This is a genomic window from Pseudomonas sp. CC6-YY-74 (genome assembly GCF_002025205.1).
GTDB lineage: Bacteria > Pseudomonadota > Gammaproteobacteria > Pseudomonadales > Pseudomonadaceae > Aquipseudomonas > Aquipseudomonas paeninsulae.
Genome location: NZ_CP019947.1, coordinates 3994086 through 4017505 on the forward strand (window position 1 = coordinate 3994086; position 23420 = coordinate 4017505).

The following is a 23420-nucleotide window of genomic DNA, read 5'->3' on the forward strand; positions in this document are numbered from 1 at the left end:
GGCACCTTCCCGGTGGGTCGGCGCCGTGTGCGCCAGCTCACTCCATCCACTTGCGCCCCGCCAGTTCCAGCAGCAGGCTGGCCTGCTCCGGCCCTCTGCTGCCGGCCGCATAGGGTCGCGGGCTCTGGTGGTGCTGCTGCCAGCCATTGATGATCGGATCGATCCAGCTCCAGGCCGCTTCGACTTCGTCGCGGCGCATGAACAGCGTCGAGTCGCCTTCGATCACGTCCAGCAGCAGGCGCTCATAGGCGTCCCAGCGGCGCTTCTGGTGAAACGCCTGGGCCAGGTTGAGGTCCAGCTCCACCGGCGCCAGGCGCATGCCCTTGCCGGGGTTCTTGGCCATCAGTTGCAGGCTGATGCACTCCTCCGGCTGCAGGCGGATCAGCAGGCGATTGGCCTCGCCGTCGCCGAACAGCTGGTGCGGCACCGGCTTGAACTGGATCAGAATCTCCGAGGTTTTCTTCGCCAGACGCTTGCCGGTGCGCAGGTAAAAGGGCACGCCAGCCCAGCGCCAGTTCTCGACTTCCACCTGCAGGGCGACGAAGGTCTCGGTATCACTGTCGTTGTCGACATTCTTCTCGAAGTAGTAGGCCGGCACTTCCTGCCCGCCGATCTTGCCGGCGCCGTACTGGCCGCGCACCGTCTTGTCGCGCACGTCGAGGCCGGAGATGGGCTTCAGCGCCTCGAGCACCTTGAGCTTCTCGTTGCGCACCGCCTCGGCGTCGAAGCGCACCGGCGCTTCCATGGCCACCAGGCAGAGCAATTGCAGCAGGTGGTTCTGGATCATGTCGCGCATGGCGCCGGCGTTGTCGTAGTAGGCGCCGCGATTTTCCACGCCGAGGGTCTCGCACACGCTGATCTGCACGTGGTCGATGTGCCCGGCGCGCCACACCGGCTCGAACAGGGCGTTGGCGAAGCGCAGCGCCATCAGGTTCTGCACGGTTTCCTTGCCCAGGTAGTGATCGATGCGAAATACCCGCGACTCGTCGAATACCGCACCGATCGCCGCGTTGATCGCCTGCGCCGACGCCAGCGAGTGACCGATCGGCTTCTCCAGCACGATGCGCGCATGAGGCCCGGCCAGGCCGGCGATCTTCAGGTGCGAGGCGATGTCCTCGAACAGGTCGGGCGCGGTGGCCAGGTAGTAGACCCGCACACGCTCGCCAGCGGCGCCAAGGTGCTTGGCCAGGCGACCGAAGTCGGCGCTCTGGCTGGCGTCCATGGCGAAATAGTCGAGACGCGCGGCGAAGCTCTGCCAGGTGTCGTTGTCGAAGTCGGCGCGGGCCACTTCGGCGCGGCAGTGGCGTTCGGCAAGGGCCTGGTAGGCGCTACGGCTATGCGCGCTGCGCGCCAGGGCGAGGATACGCACGTCAGCGTGCAGCCGGCCGACGCGGTGCAGGTGGTAGAGCGCAGGCAGCAGCTTGTGCAGGGCCAGGTCGCCCGTGCCGCCAAAAACCAGCATGTCACAGGGAATGCTCAAAGCGGGAACTCCGACTCGGTTTAGCCGTGCGGGGGCGTCGGCCATGTAGTATAACTACAAAGTCACTACACCCACGGCGTGCCCCGATCATAACCGAGTCGTCTCTCGGCTGAAGATGGCACAACGTATTCGTCATCTTTCAGCCCGAGCCCATGCCCGTGAATTTGTTGCAGCACATCGCCCAGTCGCGCCATCTGTTACGCAAGTCGGAACTCAAGGTGGCCGACCATGTGCTGCTCGACCCGGCCGCGGTGATGCACAGTTCCATGGCCGACCTGGCCCACAGCGTCGGCATCAGCGAGCCAACCATCGTGCGCTTCTGCCGGGCCATCGGCTGCAGCGGTTTCCAGGACTTGAAGCTGAAACTGGCGCAGAGCCTGGCCGCTGGCGCCAGCTTCGGCCAGTTTGCGATCCATGAAGACGACTCGGTCGCCGACTTCAGCCTGAAGATCTTCGACACCACCCTGCACACCCTGATCGAGGTGCGCGAGAATCTCGACCCGCAGGCCTTGCAGCGTGCCATTGCCGCCTGTGCTCAGGCCCAGCGCGTGGAGTTCTATGGTTTCGGCGCCTCCGGTGCGGTGGCGGCGGATGCCCAGCACAAGTTCTTCCGCCTGCTGCTGACTGCTGCCGCCTACTCCGACCCGCACATGCAGGCGATGTCGGCGGTGACCCTGAAGCCCACCGATGTGGCCATCTGCATCTCCCAGTCCGGCCGCTCCAAGGACCTGCTGATCACCGCCAACCTGGTGCGTGAATCCGGCGCGACCCTGATCACCCTGTGTCCGAGCCAGACCCCGCTGGCCGACCTGGCCACGATCAACCTGGCCATCGACGTGCAGGAAGACACCGAGATCTATACCCCACTGACCTCGCGCATCGCCCACCTGGTGGTGATCGATGTGCTGGCCATGGGCGTGGCCATGTCACGCGGGCCGAGCCTGGTCAACCACCTGAAGAGCGTCAAACGCAGCTTGCGCAGCCTGCGCCTGTCGCCCAAGTCGGTGAAGCCGCACGAGGACTAGCGAACCCAGAGCCCTGCCCCCTCGATCAATGGGCACGTTCTGCAGCATCCTCCCTGCCCAGCTGTCGTAGTCGGACAAGCCTTGGCGCAATCCGCGAAACCGGCAGCGCAACGGCAGAGTCCAGACACGGACGACAACGTCTCAGGTTCATCGCATCTTCATCGCCTTGCCCGCAAAGCGTCACATCCCAGGCCGATCCTGTCATTCCCGTTGTTCAGCCTGGGAGACCTGAGATGCCTCGTTATTCGAATGAAGCGCAGTCACACGTCAACACTGATGCGAAAAGCCGGCGCAAGCTGCTCGACCAGCGCCGTATGGAATACCGCCGCGCCATCGAAAGCTACGCCGAACACCGGCAGTTGCAGGAGCAATTGGCCGATTACCCGGAGCTGGTCGCCGCTAACTACCTGGCAGCCGCTCAGGCGCCGGCTCGGCGAAGCGCTCAGCCAGGGCGTTGATCTGGCTGCGCTGATCGCGCACGAAGGCGAAAAACGCCTGGGCCACCGGCGACAGGTATTTGCCGCGCGGATGCACCAGGCACCAGCTGCGCAGCAATGGCAGCTCCGCCACCGGCAATTCGCGCAATGCGCCGCACGCCAGTTCGCGGCGCACGGCGTGGCGTGGCAGCAGCGCCAGGCCGAGGCCGGCGAGCACCCCTTCGAGCTGGCTCTCGGTCGAACCGACCTCCAGGGTCTGGGCGAAGTGCGCGCGTTTCTGGTGGCAAAATTCCTCGCCGGCCTGACGGGTGCCCGAGCCCCGTTCGCGCACCAGCAGCGGCCAGGCGGTGAGGTCTTGCAAGGTCAGTGCGCCCTGCCGGCATAGCGGGTGCGGCGCCGGCGCCACCGCGACGATCGGGTTATTGAGGAAGGGCAGAAACTCCAGATTCAGGTCCGTCGGCACCTGCGACATGATCAGCAAGTCATCGCGGTTGGCGCTCAGGCGCTTGAGTGCCTGGGCGTGATTGGTCACCACCAGCTGCAAACTGACTTCCGGGTATTGGCGACGGAAAGCGGCGAACAGGTGCGGCGTGAAGTATTTGGCGCTGGACTCGACGGCCAGGCTCAACTGCCCCTGCAGGGAGCCGTGCAGGTCGCCCAGCTGCATGTCGAGGCTTTCCAGGCGGCCGAAAATATCCGCGCTGGCCAGTTGCAGGGCCTCGGCGGCGTCGGTCAGGTAGAGCTTCTTGCCGACGTAATCGAACAGCGGTTGGCCGAGCAGCTCTTCCAACTGACGGATTTGCAGGCTGACCGCCGGCTGGGTCAGCGACATGTCTTCGGCGGCGCGGCTGTAGGAGCGCTGTTGGCACACCGCGCGGAACACCTGAAGTTGGCGCAGGGTGATGCGCATCAAGGACTTGCGCACGGGATACCTCGTTCGGCTAACTGCGGGTGGGCCTTGCGGCGGGGCTTTCGGCCGAGTGTATAAGCTATGACTTATAGCCAAGCAAATTATTATTGATTTCGATTATTCAACGCGCAGGCGTAGGGTGCATGGGTGGTCGCGACTAGCCACTAGCGATTACCTGTCTGTCCACTGGGTCGAGGAAGCACGCGTGATCAAGAAAATCCTGATTGCCAACCGCGGCGAGATCGCCGTCCGTATCGTGCGCGCCTGCGCCGAAATGGGCATTCGCTCGGTGGCCGTCTATTCCGACGCCGACCGTATGGCGCTGCACGTCAAGCGTGCCGACGAGGCCCATGGCATTGGTGCCGATCCCCTGGCCGGTTACCTGAACCCGCGCAAGCTGGTCAATCTGGCGGTGGAAACTGGCTGCGATGCCCTGCATCCCGGTTACGGTTTTCTTTCCGAGAATGCCGAGCTGGCAGATATCTGTGCCGAGCGCGGGATCAAGTTCATCGGCCCGTCCGCCGAGGTGATTCGCCGCATGGGCGACAAGACCGAAGCGCGGCGCAGCATGATCAAGGCCGGCGTGCCGGTCACCCCCGGCACCGAGGGCAACGTCGCCGACATTACCGAGGCCCTGGTCGAAGGCGAGCGCATCGGTTACCCGGTGATGCTCAAGGCCACCTCCGGCGGCGGCGGCCGTGGTATTCGCCGCTGCAACTCGCGCGAAGAACTGGAGCAGGCGTTTCCGCGGGTGATTTCCGAAGCGACCAAGGCCTTCGGCTCGGCGGAAGTGTTCCTGGAAAAATGCATCGTCAATCCCAAGCACATCGAGGCGCAAATTCTCGGCGACAGCTTCGGCAACGTGGTGCACCTGTTCGAGCGCGACTGCTCGATCCAGCGGCGTAACCAGAAGCTCATCGAGATTGCCCCCAGTCCGCAGCTGACCCCCGAGCAGCGCGCCTATATCGGCGACCTGTCGGTGCGCGCGGCCAAGGCGGTGGGTTATGAGAACGCCGGTACCGTGGAGTTCTTGCTCGCCGAGGGCGAGGTGTACTTCATGGAGATGAACACCCGGGTGCAGGTGGAGCACACCATCACCGAAGAAATCACCGGCATCGATATCGTTCGCGAGCAGATCCGCATCGCCTCCGGCCTGCCGCTGTCGGTCAAGCAGGAGGACATCATCCACCGCGGGTTCGCCCTGCAGTTCCGCATCAACGCCGAGGACCCGAAGAACAACTTCCTGCCGTCCTTCGGCAAGATCACCCGCTACTACGCTCCCGGCGGCCCCGGAGTGCGTACCGACACGGCGATCTACACCGGCTACACCATCCCGCCCTACTACGATTCGATGTGTTTGAAGTTGGTGGTCTGGGCGCTGACCTGGGAAGAGGCGATGGATCGCGGCCTGCGTGCCCTGGACGACATGCGCCTGCAGGGGGTGAAGACCACCGCGGCCTATTATCAGGAGATTCTGCGCAACCCGGAATTTCGTAGCGGCCAGTTCAACACCAGCTTCGTCGAAAGCCACCCGGAACTGACCCAGTACTCGATCAAGCGCAAGCCCGAAGAGCTGGCGCTGGCCATCGCCGCCGCCATCGCCGCCCACGCCGGGCTCTAACGAATCGTCGCTCGGACCCAGTCCGGCAGTTGCAGCCACGGATCCTATCCGGGCGTCAGGAGAACAGAGATGAGCAAGACCGATCAGCCGAAACGCATCGCCGTCACCGACACCATCCTGCGTGACGCGCACCAGTCGCTGCTGGCCACGCGCATGCGCCTGGACGACATGCTGCCGATCTGCGACAAGCTCGACCAGGTTGGTTATTGGTCGCTGGAGGTTTGGGGCGGCGCGACCTTCGACGCCTGTGTGCGCTTCCTCAAGGAAGACCCCTGGACGCGTTTGCGCGAACTGCGCAAGGCGCTACCCAATACCCGCCTGCAGATGCTTCTGCGCGGGCAGAACCTGCTCGGCTATCGCCACTATAGCGACGACGTGGTCAAGGCCTTCGTCGCCAAGGCGGCGGCCAACGGCATCGATGTGTTCCGCATCTTCGACGCCATGAACGACGTGCGTAACCTGCGCGTGTCCATCGCCGCGGTGAAGGCCGCCGGCAAGCATGCCCAGGGCACCATCGCCTACACCACCAGCCCGGTGCACACGGTCGAGGCCTTTGTCGCCCAGGCCAAAGCCATGCAGGACATGGGCATCGACTCGGTGGCGCTCAAGGACATGGCCGGCCTGCTCACCCCTTATGCCACTTTCGAGCTGGTCCAGGCGCTGAAGGCCGAGGTCGACCTGCCGGTGTTCATCCACAGCCATGACACCTCGGGCATGGGTGCGATGTGCCAGCTCAAGGCCATCGAGGCGGGTGCCGAGCATATCGACACGGCCATCTCCAGCTTCGCCTGGGGCACCAGCCACCCGGGCACCGAGTCGATGGTCGCCGCGCTCAAGGGCAGTGAATACGACACCGGCCTGGACCTGGCGCTGATCCAGGAGATCGGCCTGTACTTCTATGCCGTGCGCAAGAAGTACCACCAGTTCGAGAGCGAGTTCACCGCGGTGGATACCCGCGTGCAGGTCAACCAGGTGCCGGGCGGGATGATGTCCAACCTGGCCAACCAGCTCAAGGAACAGGGCGCGTTGAGCCGGATCAACGAGGTCTTCGCGGAGATTCCGCGGGTCCGCGAAGACCTCGGTTTTCCGCCGCTGGTGACCCCGACTTCACAGATCGTCGGCACCCAGGCGGTGTTCAACGTGCTGGCTGGCGAGCGCTACAAGACCATCACCAACGAGGTAAAACTCTATCTGCAGGGCCGCTACGGCCTGGCGCCGGGCAAGATCAACGAGCAACTGCGCAAGCAGGCGATCGGCAACGAAGACGTGATCGACGTGCGTCCAGCCGATTTGCTCAAGCCGGAAATGAGTAAGCTGCGCGGCGAAATCGGCGCCCTGGCCAAGTCCGAAGAGGACGTGCTGACCTATGCCATGTTCCCGGACATCGGCCGCAAGTTCCTCGAGGAACGTGAGGCCGGCAGCCTGACCCCGGAAGTACTGCTGCCGATTCCCGAGGGCGGTAGCGTGGCCGCTGCCGGGGGCGCCGGGGTGCCGACCGAGTTCGTCATCGACGTGCACGGCGAAAGCTACCGGGTCGACATCACCGGTGTCGGCGTCAAGGGCGAGGGCAAACGCCACTTCTACCTGTCCATCGACGGCATGCCGGAAGAAGTGGTGTTCGAGCCGCTCAACGACTTCGTCGCGGGGACCGGCGGCAAGCGCAAGCAGGCCAGTGCGCCGGGCGACGTCAGCACCAGCATGCCGGGCAATATCGTCGATGTGCTGGTCAAGGAAGGCGACACGGTGAAAGCCGGCCAGGCGGTGTTGATCAGCGAGGCGATGAAAATGGAGACCGAAGTGCAGGCGCCGATCGCCGGTACGGTCAAAGCGGTGCATGTGGCCAAGGGCGACCGGGTCAATCCGGGCGAAGTGCTGATCGAGATCGAGTAAAGTCGGGTCACTGAAGCCCATCCCCTGATGGGCTCAGGACGCCGCAACTGTTTACCTCGGGGGGCCGCAAGGCTCCCTTTTTTTAACTGAACGCCGGGCTGTCATGGGTGTTGGAGGCGGTAATGGGGCTTGACCCGGTGGTGCTGTTTTTTCTCTTCGGTCTGTGTGCCGGCCTGCTGAAAAGCGAGCTGAAGCTACCGCCGGCGCTCTATGAAACCCTGTCCATCGTCCTGCTGCTGGCCATCGGCTTGCATGGCGGCGTGGAGTTGGCGGAGCAGGCCAGCCTGCAGTTGCTCGTCCAGGCGGCGCTGGTGCTGGGCCTGGGCGTGGCGTTGCCGGTGCTGGCCTTTGCGGTGCTGCGCGCCCTGAGTTTCGACCGGGTCAATGCGGCGGCGGTGGCGGCGCACTATGGCTCGGTGAGCGCCGGTACCTTCGCCGTGGTGGTGGCGTTCATGCTGGCCCGGGGCATCGAGTTCGAGAGCTACATGCCGCTGTTCGTGGCGATCCTGGAGATCCCGGCGATCCTGGTCGGCATCCTGCTGGCCAAAGGCTTGGCCCGCGACACCGACTGGCGCGAGTTGGGCCGGGAAATCTTCCTCGGCAAGAGCATCATGCTGCTACTCGGCGGCCTGATCATCGGCGCGGTGGCCGGCAAGGAGGCGATCAAGCCGTTGGAGCCGCTGTACACCAGCATGTTCAAACCGGTGCTGGCGTTCTTCCTGCTGGAGATGGGCCTGATCGCCTCGGGTCAGCTCGGTGCGTTGAAGCAGTTCGGTCTGCGTCTGCTTGGCTTTGCCCTGCTGATGCCGTTGCTCGGCGCCCTGGTCGGTGCCTTGCTGGCGCGCCTGATGGGTCTGTCGCTGGGCGGCACCGCCGTGCTCGCGACCCTGGCGGCTAGCGCCTCCTATATCGCCGTACCGGCGGCCATGCGTCTGGCCTTGCCCGAGGCCAATCCGTCGCTGTCACTGACCGCCTCACTGGGGATTACCTTTCCCTTTAATATCCTGATCGGCATTCCGCTGTACCTGGCGCTGGCCGAACAACTGATCGCCTGGGGACTCTGAGATGAGCGCACATACCCGCACCCTGCTCACCGTGATCTGCGAAGCCGCGCTGGAGAAGAAACTGCTGGCCGACCTGCAACAGCTCGGCGCGCCGGGCTGGACCATCTCCGACGCCCGTGGCCGTGGCGCGCGTGGGGTGCGCAGCGCCGGTTGGGACACCGAGGGCAATATCCGGGTGGAAATTATCTGCACCCAGGACATCGCCGAACGCCTCGCCACCCACCTGCAGGACCAGTACTACGCCAACTTCGCCATGGTCTGCTACCTGGCCCAGGTGGAGGTGCTGCGCCCGCAGAAATTCTGAGGCGGGCCGGAGTGCGCTGCGCTTGCCGCAGCGCACATAACGCCCCTAGTCCTCGTCGCCACTGCCCGCCGGGCGATAACTGCTGCGCAGCAGGCCATGGCGCTGCATCTTCTCGTTGAGGGTACGCCGCGGCAGCTGCAACAGCGCCATGACCTCGGCGATATTGCCCTGGCAGTGCTGCAAGGCACGGTGCAGGCATTGCGCCTCGAAGGTTTCCATCTGCTCGGCCAGCGACTGCGCCGGCAACTCGCCAGCGTCTTCAACCGGGGTGCTCAGACCCAGGGCCTGACGCTCGGCGGCATTGATCAGCTCGCGCACATTGCCCGGCCAGTCGTGACCGAGCAACCGGCTCAAGTCGGCCGGCGACAGTGGCGCTAGCTCGCGGCCGTGACGCTGGGCGGCCTGGCTGGCGAAGTGCTCGAACAGCAGGGGAATGTCCTCGCGCCGCTCGCGCAGCGGCGGAATGCGCAGGCTGGCAACGTTCAGCCGGTAGTACAGATCCTCGCGGAAACGCCCGCCACGCACTTCATCGAGCAGGTCCGGCTTGACCGCGCTGATCACCCGCAGATCGACCTGGATACTGCGGTTGGAACCGAGCCGCTCCAGGGTTTTCTCCTGCAGTACCCGCAGCAGTTTGACCTGCTGGGCCAGCGGCAGGCTTTCCACTTCGTCGAGGAACAGGGTGCCGCCGTCGGCATGTTCGATACGACCGATGCGCTTGCCCTGGGCACCGGTGAAGGCGCCGCTTTCGTGGCCGAACAGCTCACTCTCGAACAACTGCTCCGGGATCGCCGCACAGTTGAGGGCGACGAAGGGCTTGCCGGCCCGCGAACTGAAATCATGCAGGCAGCGGGCGACCCGTTCCTTGCCGCTGCCGGTGTCGCCGCGAATCAGGATATTCACCGAGGTGCCGGCCAGCTCGAGGATCTGCCGGCGCAGGCTCTCCATCGGTCGTGAGACGCCGAGCAACTGCGCCTCGATATGGTCCTTGAGGGCGAACTGCTGGCGCAGCTGGCGGTTCTCGCAGACCAGCCGGCGCTTGTCCAGGGCGCGGTGCACGCTGTCGAGCAGGCGCTCGGGGGTGAAGGGCTTCTCGATAAAGTCGTACGCGCCCTGGCGCAGGGCTTGCACCGCCATGGGCACATCGCCGTGGCCGGTGACCAGGATCACCGGCAGGTCGCGATCCAGCTCCAGCAACTTGTCCAGCAGTTGCAAACCATCGGTGCCGGGCATGCGCACATCGCTGATGACGATTCCGGGGAAGTCGCGGTCGATCAGCGCCAGGGCCTGCGCCGCACTGGCGCAGCTCTGCACGCGAAAACCCGAGAGCTCCAGCCACTGCTGCACCGCCTCGCGGATCGCCGGCTCGTCATCGACCACTATTACCTGACCGCTCATAGCACCTCCTTTCTCGACGGCGGCAGTGTAACGCCTGGTTAGTTTGTAGGGTGGATGACGAGGCTTGGTCGCCGCTATCCGCATGTGGTCTGAGAAACTGATATGAGCAGAACAATACAGACCCTGATCGCCGCGAGCATGGCCCGCGATCGTTCCATCTTAGATGCGCTCGAGGGATAGCCAGGTGCCCGATCTGGGGCGCGAAGCACTGATCCGTCCCTGGCTGGCTGCCACACCTTGGTGTTCGACGGCAAGTTCGTCGAGGGCCATGTGCCAGCAGCGCAGATTCCAGAACTGTGCCAGCACTCCGATCTGCTCAGCATCTCAGTGCCAGGTATGCCGGCCGGCGCCATGACATGCAAGCCTGCGGCAGGTAACAGACCTATCAGGTCATCGGGTTGACCCACGCTGACACCGAACAGGTGTTAACCGAAGATACCGCCAACCAGTGCCCAGTCATTGCGCATGCACGACCGGGCAGAAGCCCGTGGTCTTAGCGCTCATTGAGCCCTTCAGCCAGGGTTTTCCTCAGGGGTTTAAGCAAGTAGTCCATCAAGGTTCGGTCGCCGGTACGAATATCCACCTGCGCGGTCATACCGGGCAATATCTCCAGCACCTTGCCGGTAGTTGTGGTCACTGGGCTGGTAATAGGCGAAACATGCACGCGGTAATAAATTTCCTCACCGCGCGAAGTTTCTTCTTTCAGGGTGTCGGCACTGACGTAGATCACCTTTCCCTGTACGCCGCCATAGATGGTGTAGTCAAACGGGTCAAAACGGATATTGCTCTCAAGGCCTGGGCGGACCTTGCCGATGTCTGCCGGGCTGACCTTGGCTTCGATGAACAGCTCGTCGTCGATCGGCACGATCTGCATGATCTCCTCGCCGGCCCTCAAGACGCCGCCAACGGTGGTTACCCGAACATTTTTGACGATGCCTGAGACCTGCGCCGTGAATACACTGTCGTCCTGCTCCTGCACGTGTCGGGTCAACACCTGGGCATTCTGGGCGATTTCATCCTCTGCTTTGGCCAGATCGATACGCGCATCTTCCAGGAACTTGTTTTTCCGGTTAATCAGTCGGGCCTCGGCCTCGTTTGCAGCACGCTTGGCGTGCAACAACTCTGTGGCACTGACATCCCCTGACTTCAGCAGTTGATTGAGTATCTGCTGTTCTTTCATCGCCAGGTCAACGGCCACTTGAAGAGTACGCACTTCCGCCTGGATGCCGATACGGCGCTGCCTGAAAAGCGCCCGCTCAACATCGATCAACTCCTGGAGTCGGTTATTCATTTCATTTGGAAACACCAGGTGCGCGCTACCGGTCACTTCTGCCCTGAGGCGGATAACCTTGGCCTTCAGAGCAAACAAGCGTGCCCCAACTTCGCCCACCGTTGCGCCGACGCGGGTAGGGTCGAGGCGCGCGAGGATTTGCCCTGGCCTGACCCGATCGCCTTCCTTGACATTCAGCTGCGCCAACACCCCGCCGTCGACCGCCTGTATGACCTGTACGCGACTGCTGGCAATGACCTCCCCGCTCGCCCCGGCGACTTCGTCGATGCGAAAGACCATGGCCCAGCCCACGAAGGCCACAAAACCCAGCAGCAGAAAGCTCAGCAACACCCCATGGCTACGCCGGTGGAAATTTTCCAGACGTTCGACTCGAGCCTGCTCAGCGCCGCCGTCTTCATGGCCATCATGGTTAGACCACATCTAAAGTACCTCTCGCGTTCCCGCGCGGCTGACCAGCAGCGACCCTTTGCGCCAGTAGTTGCGGCATTATTGTTTGCGGTTTGCCGTCCTTCACCACCTCACCCTGTTGCATCACAATCACCCGAGTGGCCAGAGTCATGGCCTGCATCGGCCGATGGGTCGCGACGATCAAGATATCCTCCGGTCCGATGTTCTCTTCGAGCACTTTCCATACCCGCGACTCGCTCGCAGCATCGAGCGAGGCCGTCGGTTCGTCGAGCAACCAGATGCGGGGCTGGGTGATTACCACGCGAGCCAGGGCAACCAATTGCCGCTGACCGCCAGACAGTCCCTCACCGCCTTCGCTGATCAGCAAATCCATGCCCAGCGGACTGCTGGCGGCAATAGCATCGACGCCCAGCTCGCGGGTTATTTTAAGTAGGCGCGAGTCTCCAGCGCTGCCAGACAGCGCCAGGTTGCTGCGCAGCGTCCCCTTGAACAAATGCGGGGACTGCGGAAAATAGCCCAGTTGGCTGGCAACCACCTGCGGATCGATTTCCCACAGGTCGGCATCGCCCAGGCGCACTCGCCCTTCATGCGGGCGATACAGGCCCGCCATTACCTTGAGCAGGGTCGACTTGCCACAACCAACCGGGCCGACCAGCAGCACACGCTCGCCGGAGCGGATCGTAAGCCCGTCGACATTGATCTGCTGCACCGGCGACTCAGGGTAAGCGAAACGAACTCTCTCCAGCTCAATGGCCGTCGGGAGCGCATCGGGCAACAGCAAGTACTGGCCCGGGCGCCGCTCAAGCTCAAGGGCCAACACTTGGTCGACCATGTGCAGCGACTGCTTAACGTTTTGCCATTGCGTCAGGTACTGCACGCTCTGCGCGATAGGCGCAATGACCCGACCACCCAGAATGCTGCAGGCAATCATGCCGCCCATGGTCAGCAGCCCGGCCTCAATCTGCCAGACCCCCACCACCACGGCAGCGACATACGCCAGCGTGGACAGGCTGCCGGTGCTCACTGACGAGAAGCTGCTGATCGCTTTTTGCTGGATGTTGTAACCGTCAATAGAGGCGGTAATCGTCTGCCACTCCGCCGAGAAGCGCCAGCCTGCATTGTTTGCGCGAATCGACTCGGCACTGCGGATGGCATCCACCAGTACGCCTTGGCGTTCGTTGCTGCGCAGCAGCTGTTTGTGCAGCAGATCGCGCAGGCGCATCTGCGTGGTCAAGCCCAGCAGCAAGGCCAGCGGCAGCAGCAACGCATAGACCCAGGCAACCTGGCCACCGATGATGCCGATGAAGCCGATGAAGACTAGAGCGAACGGCAGGTCGATGAGGCCGAACACCACGCTGGAGGAAATGAACTGGCGCACCGAGTCCAGGCCGCCGATCTGCGCGGCCAGGGTGCCAAGGCTCTTGGGCTGTTTATCCAGACGCAGGTGAAGCAGGTGATCGAAGACCTGCTGTGAAACACGTTTATCGACTGCAATCGACACACTATCGAGAATCCGCGCACGCAGGGTCTTTAACCCCCAGTCAAACACGACGATCAGCGCCATGCCGGTAGCCAAGGTGGTGAGCGTGGCATAGGCCAACGTCGGCACGACCCGGTCATAAACCTGCATGGCAAACAGTGACGTGGAGATAGCCAACAGGTTAATCAGCAGGGTAGCGGTCAGTACCTTGGCGACCCAGCCAGGCTCACGAAATAATTCGCGCCAGACCAGGCGTGCGGCGAGGTTGCCCTTAAGCGGCGAGGGCAAAGATCTTGAGCGCTGCGCAGGGCCCCGCAGCCACAACACCAGAGCGTTCTGCAGAGTGTCTTCAGCGACTTGCTGTTGACCGCCGGCGGCATCGGTTAGCCTGATCGCCTCCGAGCTGGCCCGTTCGGCGCGGTACCAGCGACGGTCGTGTAGCACCAGAGCCGGTAGCCGACGCTGGTCGAAGCGGCGCCAGCCGAGCTGGATCGGCTGTACACCTTTTAGTTGGGCCTGGGTAAAAATGTAGCGGGCTTGGTCGGCCGGTTGCACGGCCGCCGGCAAGATTTCAGCGGCCTTGGTGCAAGCCGCCTGCACTACAGCCAGGTCGCTACGCACCGCCAACTGCTCGAGGAGTTGGTGAATCAGAATGGCGGGTAGGGGCACGGCAGCACGGGCCTGATCAGCCTCCTGGGGGGGCGTGGCCTGGTGGATCGGGTCGTCGATTGAGTTCATCATCAGTTCTTTATCCCACTAGCCAGGGCATCTAGCCCGCCGGTCAGAGCGGCTAGCTTAAGCGTGTAGATCAGCCATTCGTTCTCGGCCTGGGCTTGTTGGATCAATTGCTCGTTCCACTCCCGCTGCATGTTGAGTACATCCAGCCAGGATTTCAGGCCCGCCGCATACTGGCGTCGGTAAGAGGCCAGGATCTCCGTCAGTTCCGTCACCGACTCGGCCTGGGAGCGGATTAGGCTGTGCTGCAATTGCCGGTTGCTGTACAGGCTCTTCACCGCGCGGATGATCTCGTTGCGGGTTGAACGCTGATCGTCCTCGGCTGCTTGCAAGTGCGCTTGCGCCGCCTTGCTGCGACCAACAACAGCGAAGCCCAGGCCTTCCAGCGTGGCATCCAGCACCAAACCGACCTGGGTGTCATCGTTATTGTTGAAATTGTTCTGCTGATTGAAATATTGATCCGCCTGCAGATACAGCGTGGGCATGGCGGCGGTGTTTTCGCGCTTAACCCCAGCTTCGGCCAGGCTGACCTGCTGCGCCTTCAGCAGCAGGTCGGCACTGTGCGCCAAGGCCAGTGTTTCCAGCTCGGCGCCGTCCGGCAAAGAGGTCATCGCAGAGGGCAGGCTGGGTTCGACCCGCACCGCGATTTGGGTCAAGGCCAGAAGCTCGGTTTCGCTTACTGCCAGCTCGGCTGCATAACGCGCTTGCTGGGCGTTGGCCTGAATTAGACGCGCCCGGGCGAGCCGCACATCCGCCGCCGAGGCTGCCTGACCGAGCTGGCGACGCTGAATACGCTGGTACAACTTGTCCAGGCCGGCAACGTTGCCGGTGGCGATCAGCTGCCGCTGCCGCGCACCCAGTACCTGCGCGTAGGCTACGGCGGTTTGCTCGATGAGCTGGCGCTTCACCCGGATCAAATCGGCCTCGCCGACCGATATATCGGCATCGGCGTAGGCGATATTGCTGTCGATTCGGCCAAAGGCCCACAAGGGCTGCCGAATGCGCACAGAACTCGGCGGCGCGCTGGCGCCGTCCTCAGCGGACAGCTGCGCGCTCAGCGTCGGGTAGCGCTGGGCACGGGCGCTGTCACTGGTAAAGTTCTTGGCACTGACCTCCGCTTGCTTGCCGCTGACGGCTGGGTTCAGGCTCAGCGTGGCACGCAGTGCGGCGCCAAGCCCCAGCGGGCTCTCCGCCAGGGCAGCTGTTCCGGGCGCTACAACCAACACCAGTGACAGGGTTAATAATCGACTCATCTTCACGTGCTAATCCCTTCAGCTACAGCTTGTGTTTCGGTAAATTCGGCCGGCCAGTCGGCACCGTCCGCCGCCGCACTGCCGGCGATTTCGGCGCGAGGCTTACGCTGCAATGCGTCGGCTTGATCCACAGCACCGACCATTTCATAGGCCTGGATCAAATCCTTGCGCCAGTTCGGATTCCACGGACACTTCTGCTGGCCCTTTTCCATCAGCGCGATAGCATCTGCCCGATGGCCCTTGTCCATGTACACCAGGCCCAGCATGAAATTGGCCGCCGCATGCTCGGGCACATGCTGCAGCAGTTTCTTCAAGCGCAACTCGGCCTGATCCAGCTCGCCTTGCTTGTACAGCTCCACCCCTTCGTTGAGCAGGCCCGGCTCGGGCAAGCCGAGCATCTCGATCGGCTCCCATTCGATCTTGCCGTTAGTGCCTTGGATCAGCGGCCCCAGGTGCGCTTGATAGTTCCGCCACTTCGCCTTGGAGGTCTGGTACACCGGCTGGCGAACTTGCCAGACACTGGCGGTCTTTATCGGCCGCTCCAGTTCGTTGAATGCCAGCACCTGCGGTTCCCAGGCCACGCCGATATAGTCGAGCATGCGCCGCGCCGTCCCCTCCAGGTCCTCGATCACGTCCTCGTAGTTGACCTCCAGAATCTCTCCGGGAAACAGCTGGTGCCAGTGCCGCATCAGCAAATTGTGGTCGGCCAATTGCTCGCCAATACTGGTCAGGTCATAGGCAAAGCCCATGCCGCCGTGCTTGGCCTGGTAGTCGGTGAAGTAATTGGACAGCGCGATGTCGCGCGGATCGCGGCGCACCGAGATGATCTTCGCCTTGGGCAAGAGAAACTTGATTAGACCGATGTTCTCGAAGTTGTGTGGCAGCTTGTCCACTACGTGCTTGGCGTCCGGCGCGTATTCGCGCAATTCGTCGAGAATGCCCTGGGCGATGCCGGCGCTGACAGAGGCGCTGAGGTCATCGACGCAGTCCGGGTAATGCCGACCGGAGCCGGTGTGCCGCTCCCAGCGATTCAAACCCTGGATCCGACTGGGGATCACCCCGAGCTCACCCGCGCCGAAAATCTGGCTGTGGCCGGCGAGAATCTGCTCCACCAGGGTGGTGCCGGAGCGCGGCATGCCCACCACGTATACCGCCAGCGTCGAGTCCAGCCCGCGCTGCGGTCGCTGTTCATACAGCGCCTGGTTAAAGGCATGGCGAATCCGCGCACAGTGATCGCGGTGGGCCTTGGCGCTGTAGGCGAGCAATTTTTTGCTCGTCGTATTGGCTTCTAAGGCCAAGCCGAACGCCTTGTCATAGTCCTTGCGTTTTTCCCAGGCGGCGGCCAGCTGCAACAACAGCCCGGAACGGAGCGAGCCTTCCAGGCTCGGCTGGCGCGCGGCCATCTCCATGCGCTCCAGGGTCTGCACGTCCTCGGGGAACTGGCGGGCGCTGATCAACGCGGCATAGCCCTTGGCCGGATCGATCTGTTTGATCCGCTCGAACAACGCCAGCGCCTCGTCGATCTTGCCGCGCTGCATCTGCTGCTGGCCCAGGCCCTGCAACGCCGGCACAAACCAGGGATTGTCCGCCAACACCTCGCGGAATAAGGATTCAGCCAGCTCGAAGTGCTGCGCCTGGCTTTCCACCTGGGCCAAGGCGTTGTTGGCCTGCAGTCGCAATTGCCTGATCAACGGCTGTGGGGTGGTCTCATCGCTTTGCAGTGCCTCGGCCAACGCTAGCGCCTGGTCGGCGGCTTGGCGCGCCTGCTCGCCGCCCTCCTGCAAGCAGGCGGCAGACAGGCGCAGCCACAGGCCCAGCGCCTGCGCGTCCTGGCTACCCACCAGCCCGATGGCACGCCGCAGCAACTGGCTGGCCTGTCGCGGCCGCCCCTGCACCTGCGCCAACTCGGCCCATTGCGAGAGCAGCCCGATATTTTCCGGGTAGTGCTTGTGGGCCTCGCGCAGCGCTTCTTCCGCCGCGGCATGACGATCGTGGCCGGCCAACAAGGCGGCGTAGCCACCGAGCAGGCTGCTCCAGTCCGCTTCAGTCAGCGTGGCGCGGCGCTCGTTCAACCATTGTTCGGCCCGCGCCTGGTCATCCTGGGCCAGCCAGATTTCCAGCTGCAGGCCGCGCAACTGGGCAGTGAACTGCACCACGGCAGGCTCGGGAAATTCGCCATGCAGCACGTTTAAGCGCTCGATCGCCGCGTCCAGCGCCTGTTGCGCGGCGTCCGGGTCGCCCGCCTCCAGGCACAGCCGGGCCAGCGCACTCCACACCGGCAAGCGCTGCGGGGCTAGCTCGGCAGAGCGCAGGTAGAGGCACCGCGCCACTTCCGCCTGGCCACTGTGCATCCGGAACCAGGCCAGGCGCGCCAGGGCCAGCGGATGATCTGGTTGCGCCTCAAGCGCGCCTTCGAGCAGGGTTGTCGCGTCCAGCGGGCGCTGCAACAGGCAATAAGCGGCGGCCAAATCCACCCGTGCGTCGAGATCGAGTTGCACCAGGCGCGCTTCAGCCTCGGCCAGCCAGTGCATCGCCTCATGCCGCTGGCCCAGCTGCGCCCAGGCCAACACCAACAGCGGCAGTGCCTGCACATCCGCCGTCTCGAGCCAGTGGTTTTGCGCGGTGCTTTGCAGCGCGGCAAATTGCTGTTGATCAACCAGCTGGCGCAATATGTTCAGGTAAGACACGTTAGTGAGCCTTTAGGTAGGAGGCGCCCGGGGTGCTGGCGCAATTGCTCGACCCAGCCGCGCCGCGGCAGTGCGCTCAGGCCCTGCTGAGCGGTTTTCATCTGGATGAGCTGGACCGGCAACTGGCGAGCGTCCCAGGCACGCGCTAGCTGAGGCGTATGGATGACCTGCTGATCCTTACCCACACGCGCTGGCAGCTCAGGCACGCCTTGGCCCGAATGAATCGCGGGCTCGCCGCGGCCGGCTTGCAGCAACACCCGGGCAAGACCTTGATCGGCCGCCCCGAGAGGGGCTTCGACTGGATGGGTTATCAATTCGACGCCTCGGGGCTGGTCGCCGTGGCCACAGGGGCGCTGGACAATCTTCAAGAAAAACTTCGCCGGCCGCCGGCTGCGTTGCTCGGAGCAACAGACGCAGCGGCGGGCGGCGGAGTACCAAAGCCGCAGGCATAGCTGGCTGCTGGCAGGGTTAGGGGCATCCCCCTGCGACCCCCAGTCCGCATTGGTCATTAGGCCAGGCCCTGCGACGTCAAAATACCCACGGGCATCGCGGTTCGATAAATTTCAGCCAGTGCTCGTCCCGCGTTGGGGTTCGCTGACCACGACCCATTCCACAAATCAACAGCTCCGCCCCCACCCGCCCCAGCGTGATAGTAAACATTACCCGCTTTATACTGACTGAACCCCGCGCCCCCCCCGTACACGGTCCAAAATGACGGGCTCGCCCACTTACTAGATGGGCCCCCACCCCCGCCAATATGGGACCCGGTCCCGGCCACTACGATTAGGTCGTCGGCACCCAGTTGCGCCGCGCCCGACCACGTGCCCCAACTATCGGCTAGGCCCGGGCCATCGCCGTCGGTCGACAACGCCCCGCTGTTGCTGTTTACCCGGATATAGATGGTGTAACTGACGCCTGCCTGGAAGGTGCGGCCCGAATGAGCCGACGACACGCCCTCGACCAGATCGAACACTACTATCGCGGTGTTAGTGGGACTTGTGGTGAAATCCAGCGCATCCGGCGCCACCCCCGCAAACGCGTTACCGGCGGCGTCGGTCAACACGCCGCTGGCCAGGGTCACGTCGTAAGCGCGCCCCGCGGCCAGGTCCGTACTCGGATTGATGGTCACCTGGTTGCCGCTGATAGTGACTTGGGTGGCGTCGGTTACGCTGATTGTTCGCATGTCATCCACGCCATCGCTGATCACAATATCGCCGCTGCCCGCGACCACCGCTTCACTGAAGGTCAGTACGATATTGCTGCCTACGGCGACGGCCGTGGCATTGTCCGCCGGGGAGCTACTGCTGAGCGTCGGCGCCGTGGTATCGACCAGGTAACTCGAATTATCGGCCACCGCGCCGTGGCTCAGGCTGGCAGCATTACCGGCGGCGTCCTGCAAGATCCCGCCGTTGAGGGTCAACGCGTCGATGCCAATCGCAATGCCATTGGCATCGGTTTCACCGGCCTGAATGCTGTAGCTAAACAACAACGCCGTGCTGCCACTGCCGGAGACGTAATCGGCGTAGACGGTGCTGCCACCTATCGTCAGCGCCACGCGCGGCGTGCCACCGCTGGTATTGACCAGCGTGGCCTCGTTCATGGTGACCGTCACATTGACCACATCGCCGGCATTCAGCCTGCTGTTCTGCGCGCCGGTCGCGCCACTGATGGCCAGGCTGCTGACGCTCGGTGCCACTTCATCGAGATCGTTGATGCTCAGGCTCACCGCCTGCTCGCTGGCATTGCCCGCAACATCCGTGGCCACCACGGTGAAGCTGTAGCTGGCCTTGCTTTCGAAGTCCGGGTTGCCGCTCAGGGTCACCGCCCCGCTGCTGGCGTTGATGCTCAGGCCCGCGTCGCTGCCAGCCTTGAGGCTGTATACGGTCGAACCCGTGGCGATGTCGCCGCTGTCAGTCGAGGTCGCGGTGTATACCACCTGGCCGGTGCCACTGTTTTCGTTGAGGGCGCTGGCAACGGCCCCCGAGGTGAAGCTCGGCGCCACCTCGTCCAGGTTGTTGATGCTCAGGCTCACCGCCTGCTCGCTGGCATTGCCCGCAACATCCGTGGCCACCACGGTGAAGCTGTAGCTGGCCTTGCTTTCGAAGTCTGGATTGCCGGCCAGGGTCACCGCCCCGCTGCTGGCGTTGATGCTCAGGCCCGCGTCGCTACCAGCCTTGAGGCTGTATACGGTCGAGCCCGTGGCGATGTCGCCGCTGTCGGTCGAGGTCGCGGTGTATACCACCTGGCCGGCGCCGCTGTTTTCGTTGAGGGCGCTGGCAACGGCACCCGAGGTGAAGCTCGGCGCCACTTCGTCCAGGTTGTTGATGCTCAGGCTCACCGCCTGCTCGCTGGCATTGCCCGCGGCATCGCTGGCGATCACGGTGAAGCTGTAACTGGCCTTGCTTTCGAAGTTCGGATCGCCGGCCAGGGTCACTGCCCCGCTGCTGGCGTTGATGCTCAGGCCGGCGTCGCTGCCAGTCTTGAGGCTGTATACGGTCGAGCCCGTGGCGATGTCGCCGTTGTCGGTCGAGGTCGCGGTGTATACCACCTGGCCGGCGCCGCTGTTTTCGTTGAGGGCGCTGGCAACGGCCCCCGAGGTGAAGCTCGGCGCCACCTCGTCCAGGTTGTTGATGCTCAGGCTCACCGCCTGCTCGCTGGCATTGCCCGCAACATCCGTGGCCACCACGGTGAAGCTGTAGCTGGCCTTGCTTTCGAAGTCCGGGTTGCCGCTCAGGGTCACCGCCCCGCTGCTGGCGTTGATGCTCAGGCCGGCGTCGCTGCCAGTCTTGAGGCTGTATACGGTCGAGCCCGTGGCGATGTCGCCGTTGTCGGTCGAGGTCGCGGTGTACACCACCTGGCCGGCGCCGCTGTTTTCGTTGAGTGCCGCAGCGCTGGCCCCCGAGGTGATGCTCGGCGCCACTTCATCCAGGTTGTTGATGCTCAGGCTCACCGCCTGCTCGCTGGCATTGCCCGCGGCATCGCTGGCGACCACGGTGAAGCTGTAGCTGGCCTTGCTTTCGAAGTCCGGATCGCCGGCCAGGGTCACCGCCCCGCTGCTGGCGTTGATGCTCAGGCCGGCGTCGCTACCAGCCTTGAGGCTGTATACGGTCGAGCCCGTGGCGATGTCGCCGCTGTCGGTGCTGCTGGCGGTGTAGATCACCTGGCCGGCGCCGCTGTTTTCGTTGAGGGCGCTGGCAACGGCCCCCGAGGTGATGCTCGGCGCCACTTCATCGAGGTTGTTGATGCTCAGGCTCACCGCCTGCTCGCTGGCATTGCCGGCGGCATCCGTGGCGATCACGGTGAAGCTGTAACTGGCCTTGCTTTCGAAGTCTGGATTGCCGGCCAGGGTCACTGCCCCGCTGCTGGCGTTGATGCTCAGGCCCGCGTCGCTGCCAGTCTTGAGGCTGTATACGGTCGAACCCGTGGCGATGTCGCCGCTGTCAGTCGAGGTCGCGGTGTAGATCACCTGGCCGGTGCCACTGTTTTCGTTGAGGGCGCTGGCAACGGCCCCCGAGGTGAAGCTCGGCGCCACCTCGTCCAGGTTGTTGATGTTCAGGCTCACCGCCTGCTCGCTGGCATTGCCCGCGGCATCGCTGGCGACCACGGTGAAGCTGTAGCTGGCCTTGCTTTCGAAGTCTGGATTGCCGGCCAGGGTCACTGCCCCGCTGCTGGCGTTGATGCTCAGGCCCGCGTCGCTGCCAGCCTTGAGGCTGTATACGGTCGAGCCCGTGGCGATGTCGCCGTTGTCGGTCGAGGTCGCGGTGTATACCACCTGGCCGGCGCCGCTGTTTTCGTTGAGGGCGCTGGCAACGGCCCCCGAGGTGAAGCTCGGCGCCACCTCGTCCAGGTTGTTGATGTTCAGGCTCACCGCCTGCTCGCTGGCATTGCCCGCGACATCGGTGGCGACCACGGTGAAGCTGTAGCTGGCCTTGCTTTCGAAGTCTGGATTGCCGGCCAGGGTCACTGCCCCGCTGCTGGCGTTGATGCTCAGGCCCGCGTCGCTGCCAGCCTTGAGGCTGTAGGTTTTGGCACTGGCATCGGTCGCCGCAGCTATATACACCACTTGGCCTGCACCACTGTTCTCATCGATGGCAGTGGCGTTGGCAGCCGAGGTGAAGACGGGAGCATGAGTATCGATCATCTGGGAGGTTGCGCCGTCCGTATTGACCTTGGCGGTGTTGCCCCCTTGGATCACTGCTTCCTGGGTGGCGGCGTTCAGGCTGGCGCTGGTGCCGCTGAGGGTTATACCGGCAACCAGAGCGTCGATGGTCAGCTGGCTGTTGCCTCCGTTGTTCTGGTCTGCGCCGGACAGCGCCGCGAGTATGGCGCCGTACTGCTCGCCGGCACTCAGGCCATCCCCGGCGTTGTAGGCGCCGCCGTTGGTGGTAACCACCTGGGTACCCTGCAAGTCACTAATGCCAAAGGCGTTGGCAATGGCGCTGTTACTGGCATTGACCGTGCTCGCATCCAGCGGATTGCCGCCGGCCGCCTCAAGCGCTTTGTGGTAGGCCACGGTGGTCAGCGGGTTGAGGTTGAGATTGAGGGTGCTGTTGGCCGCGCTGACCACCCCGGCGGTGAACAGCTCGGCATTCAGATCCTTGTTGAGGCCGGTGGATTCGTCGAGATAGTCGGCACCCGCGTCGGCATCCAGCAGCTTGGCAATTACCACGCCGGTATAGCTGCCAACGCTCAGAGAGAAACTGCCGTCGGCGCTCACCGCGGTCCGGCCCAGCTCGGTCACTCCGTCGGCCTGGTAGACCACCACGCTTAGGCCATGACCGGCGATGACCGGGCCAGCGACCACGCTGCCTTGTACCGTGCTGGTCGCAGCACTAGCACCAGAGCCACCACCACCACCGCCGCCGCCGCCGCCGCCGGCAGCCAGGGCGACGCCGCCCAGCCCTGCCGCACCAATACCCAGTTGCGCCGCTGGGCTCAGCCCCGACCACCAGCCCGTTGCGCCGCTCTGCTCGCCGGCACTGGCCTGCCAGACCACGTCTGAAGCTTCCGCAGTCGGCGTACTGCTGGTGATCAATTGGGCTTCACCGCTGGCACTGTGCATGCCAACATCGAAGACCGCTTGCTGGTCGGCCGCATAAAAGCCATCGATCTGCGCAACCGGCTTCCCGTCGACCTCTACCTCCAGCGCATCGCCTCGCTTCTTCAGCACGATGCCGCTAACTGGCTTGTGGGTGGCCGGATCGATGATCGTGTAGCTCGCGCCTTGCTGCGCCTCCAGAAACAAAACCTGATCGAGTGGGATCTCATTGACCTGTTGAGTGGCCGAGGTAATGCGCAGGCGCAGCTGGGACATGGCTAAATCCTTCTAATTAATTATTATTTGCGACAAAGTGCCCGCAGTGGTGCGATAGCAAAATGACAGGATTATATTGGGCGCGCGACTTATAGCATCCGGCCACTAATACTTACTAGATGA

The 23420-nt window shown here is 63.6% G+C and carries 16 protein-coding genes; 8 read left to right on the forward strand and 8 right to left on the reverse strand.

Annotated features, from left to right (window positions below; all coding sequences use genetic code 11):
- Nucleotides 1-37: 37 nt before the first annotated feature.
- Nucleotides 38-1525 (reverse strand): glucose-6-phosphate dehydrogenase, encoded by a 1488-nt coding sequence (gene zwf, locus B2D37_RS18160; protein WP_177345249.1) that lies wholly within the window; start codon nucleotides 1523-1525, stop codon nucleotides 38-40.
- A gap of 113 nt (nucleotides 1526-1638) precedes the next feature.
- Here zwf and hexR point away from each other — a divergent pair, with 113 nt between their 5' ends.
- Nucleotides 1639-2505 (forward strand): transcriptional regulator HexR, encoded by an 867-nt coding sequence (hexR, locus tag B2D37_RS18165; RefSeq protein WP_079205031.1) that lies wholly within the window; start codon nucleotides 1639-1641, stop codon nucleotides 2503-2505.
- A gap of 233 nt (nucleotides 2506-2738) precedes the next feature.
- A complete protein-coding gene (locus B2D37_RS18170) occupies nucleotides 2739-2963 on the forward strand; it encodes a PA3496 family putative envelope integrity protein (RefSeq protein ID WP_079204015.1) in 225 nt (74 codons plus the stop codon).
- Here B2D37_RS18170 and B2D37_RS18175 read toward each other — a convergent pair.
- Entirely contained in the window at nucleotides 2905-3867 is a 963-nt protein-coding gene (locus tag B2D37_RS18175) for a LysR family transcriptional regulator (RefSeq protein ID WP_079204016.1), read from the reverse strand. The genes B2D37_RS18170 and B2D37_RS18175 overlap by 59 nt on opposite strands.
- Nucleotides 3868-4057: 190 nt before the next feature.
- Here B2D37_RS18175 and B2D37_RS18180 point away from each other — a divergent pair, with 190 nt between their 5' ends.
- From B2D37_RS18180 to B2D37_RS18195, 4 genes are all read left to right on the forward strand, one after another.
- Nucleotides 4058-5473 (forward strand): acetyl-CoA carboxylase biotin carboxylase subunit, encoded by a 1416-nt coding sequence (locus tag B2D37_RS18180; protein ID WP_079204017.1) that lies wholly within the window; start codon nucleotides 4058-4060, stop codon nucleotides 5471-5473.
- 69 nt (nucleotides 5474-5542) lie between these two features.
- On the forward strand, nucleotides 5543-7363 hold the full coding sequence (gene oadA, locus B2D37_RS18185) for a sodium-extruding oxaloacetate decarboxylase subunit alpha (RefSeq protein WP_079204018.1): 1821 nt from the start codon (nucleotides 5543-5545) through the stop codon (nucleotides 7361-7363).
- A 122-nt stretch (nucleotides 7364-7485) separates the two neighbouring features.
- Complete coding sequence (locus B2D37_RS18190) at nucleotides 7486-8427, forward strand: sodium-dependent bicarbonate transport family permease (protein WP_079204019.1); 942 nt, start codon at nucleotides 7486-7488, stop codon at nucleotides 8425-8427.
- A gap of 1 nt (nucleotide 8428) precedes the next feature.
- Nucleotides 8429-8731 carry a P-II family nitrogen regulator gene (locus tag B2D37_RS18195; RefSeq protein WP_079204020.1) on the forward strand — a complete coding sequence of 101 codons (303 nt, stop codon included), beginning with the start codon at nucleotides 8429-8431 and terminating at the stop codon, nucleotides 8729-8731.
- Between the two features lie 45 nt (nucleotides 8732-8776).
- Here the strand turns inward: B2D37_RS18195 and B2D37_RS18200 are convergent, their stop codons facing one another.
- Nucleotides 8777-10129: a sigma-54 dependent transcriptional regulator gene (locus tag B2D37_RS18200; protein WP_079204021.1), complete on the reverse strand. Its 1353-nt coding sequence runs from the start codon at nucleotides 10127-10129 to the stop codon at nucleotides 8777-8779.
- Between the two features lie 219 nt (nucleotides 10130-10348).
- Between B2D37_RS18200 and B2D37_RS18205 the strand changes: the two genes are divergently transcribed.
- Nucleotides 10349-10531, forward strand: a complete 183-nt coding sequence (locus B2D37_RS18205) for a DUF411 domain-containing protein (protein ID WP_371915457.1) — start codon at nucleotides 10349-10351, stop codon at nucleotides 10529-10531.
- Nucleotides 10532-10622: 91 nt separating this feature from the next.
- Here B2D37_RS18205 and B2D37_RS18210 read toward each other — a convergent pair whose 3' ends face one another.
- From B2D37_RS18210 to B2D37_RS18225, 4 genes are all read right to left on the reverse strand, one after another.
- Nucleotides 10623-11750: an HlyD family efflux transporter periplasmic adaptor subunit gene (locus B2D37_RS18210; RefSeq protein WP_218190336.1), complete on the reverse strand. Its 1128-nt coding sequence runs from the start codon at nucleotides 11748-11750 to the stop codon at nucleotides 10623-10625.
- 79 nt (nucleotides 11751-11829) lie between these two features.
- The gene (locus B2D37_RS18215; RefSeq protein ID WP_154067117.1) at nucleotides 11830-14049 is read right to left on the reverse strand and encodes an ATP-binding cassette domain-containing protein; all 2220 of its coding nucleotides are present in this window, start codon (nucleotides 14047-14049) and stop codon (nucleotides 11830-11832) included.
- On the reverse strand, nucleotides 14049-15296 hold the full coding sequence (locus B2D37_RS18220) for a TolC family protein (protein ID WP_079204024.1): 1248 nt from the start codon (nucleotides 15294-15296) through the stop codon (nucleotides 14049-14051). Before B2D37_RS18220 ends, B2D37_RS18215 begins: the two co-directional genes overlap by 1 nt.
- A 2-nt stretch (nucleotides 15297-15298) precedes the next feature.
- Nucleotides 15299-17983: a tetratricopeptide repeat-containing sulfotransferase family protein gene (locus B2D37_RS18225; protein WP_079204025.1), complete on the reverse strand. Its 2685-nt coding sequence runs from the start codon at nucleotides 17981-17983 to the stop codon at nucleotides 15299-15301.
- A 158-nt stretch (nucleotides 17984-18141) separates the two neighbouring features.
- Here B2D37_RS18225 and B2D37_RS18230 point away from each other — a divergent pair, with 158 nt between their 5' ends.
- A complete protein-coding gene (locus B2D37_RS18230) occupies nucleotides 18142-18435 on the forward strand; it encodes a hypothetical protein (RefSeq protein ID WP_079204026.1) in 294 nt (97 codons plus the stop codon).
- A gap of 56 nt (nucleotides 18436-18491) precedes the next feature.
- Here the strand turns inward: B2D37_RS18230 and B2D37_RS18235 are convergent, their stop codons facing one another.
- On the reverse strand, nucleotides 18492-23297 hold the full coding sequence (locus B2D37_RS18235; RefSeq protein WP_079204027.1) for a cadherin domain-containing protein: 4806 nt from the start codon (nucleotides 23295-23297) through the stop codon (nucleotides 18492-18494).
- Nucleotides 23298-23420: the final 123 nt, after the last annotated feature.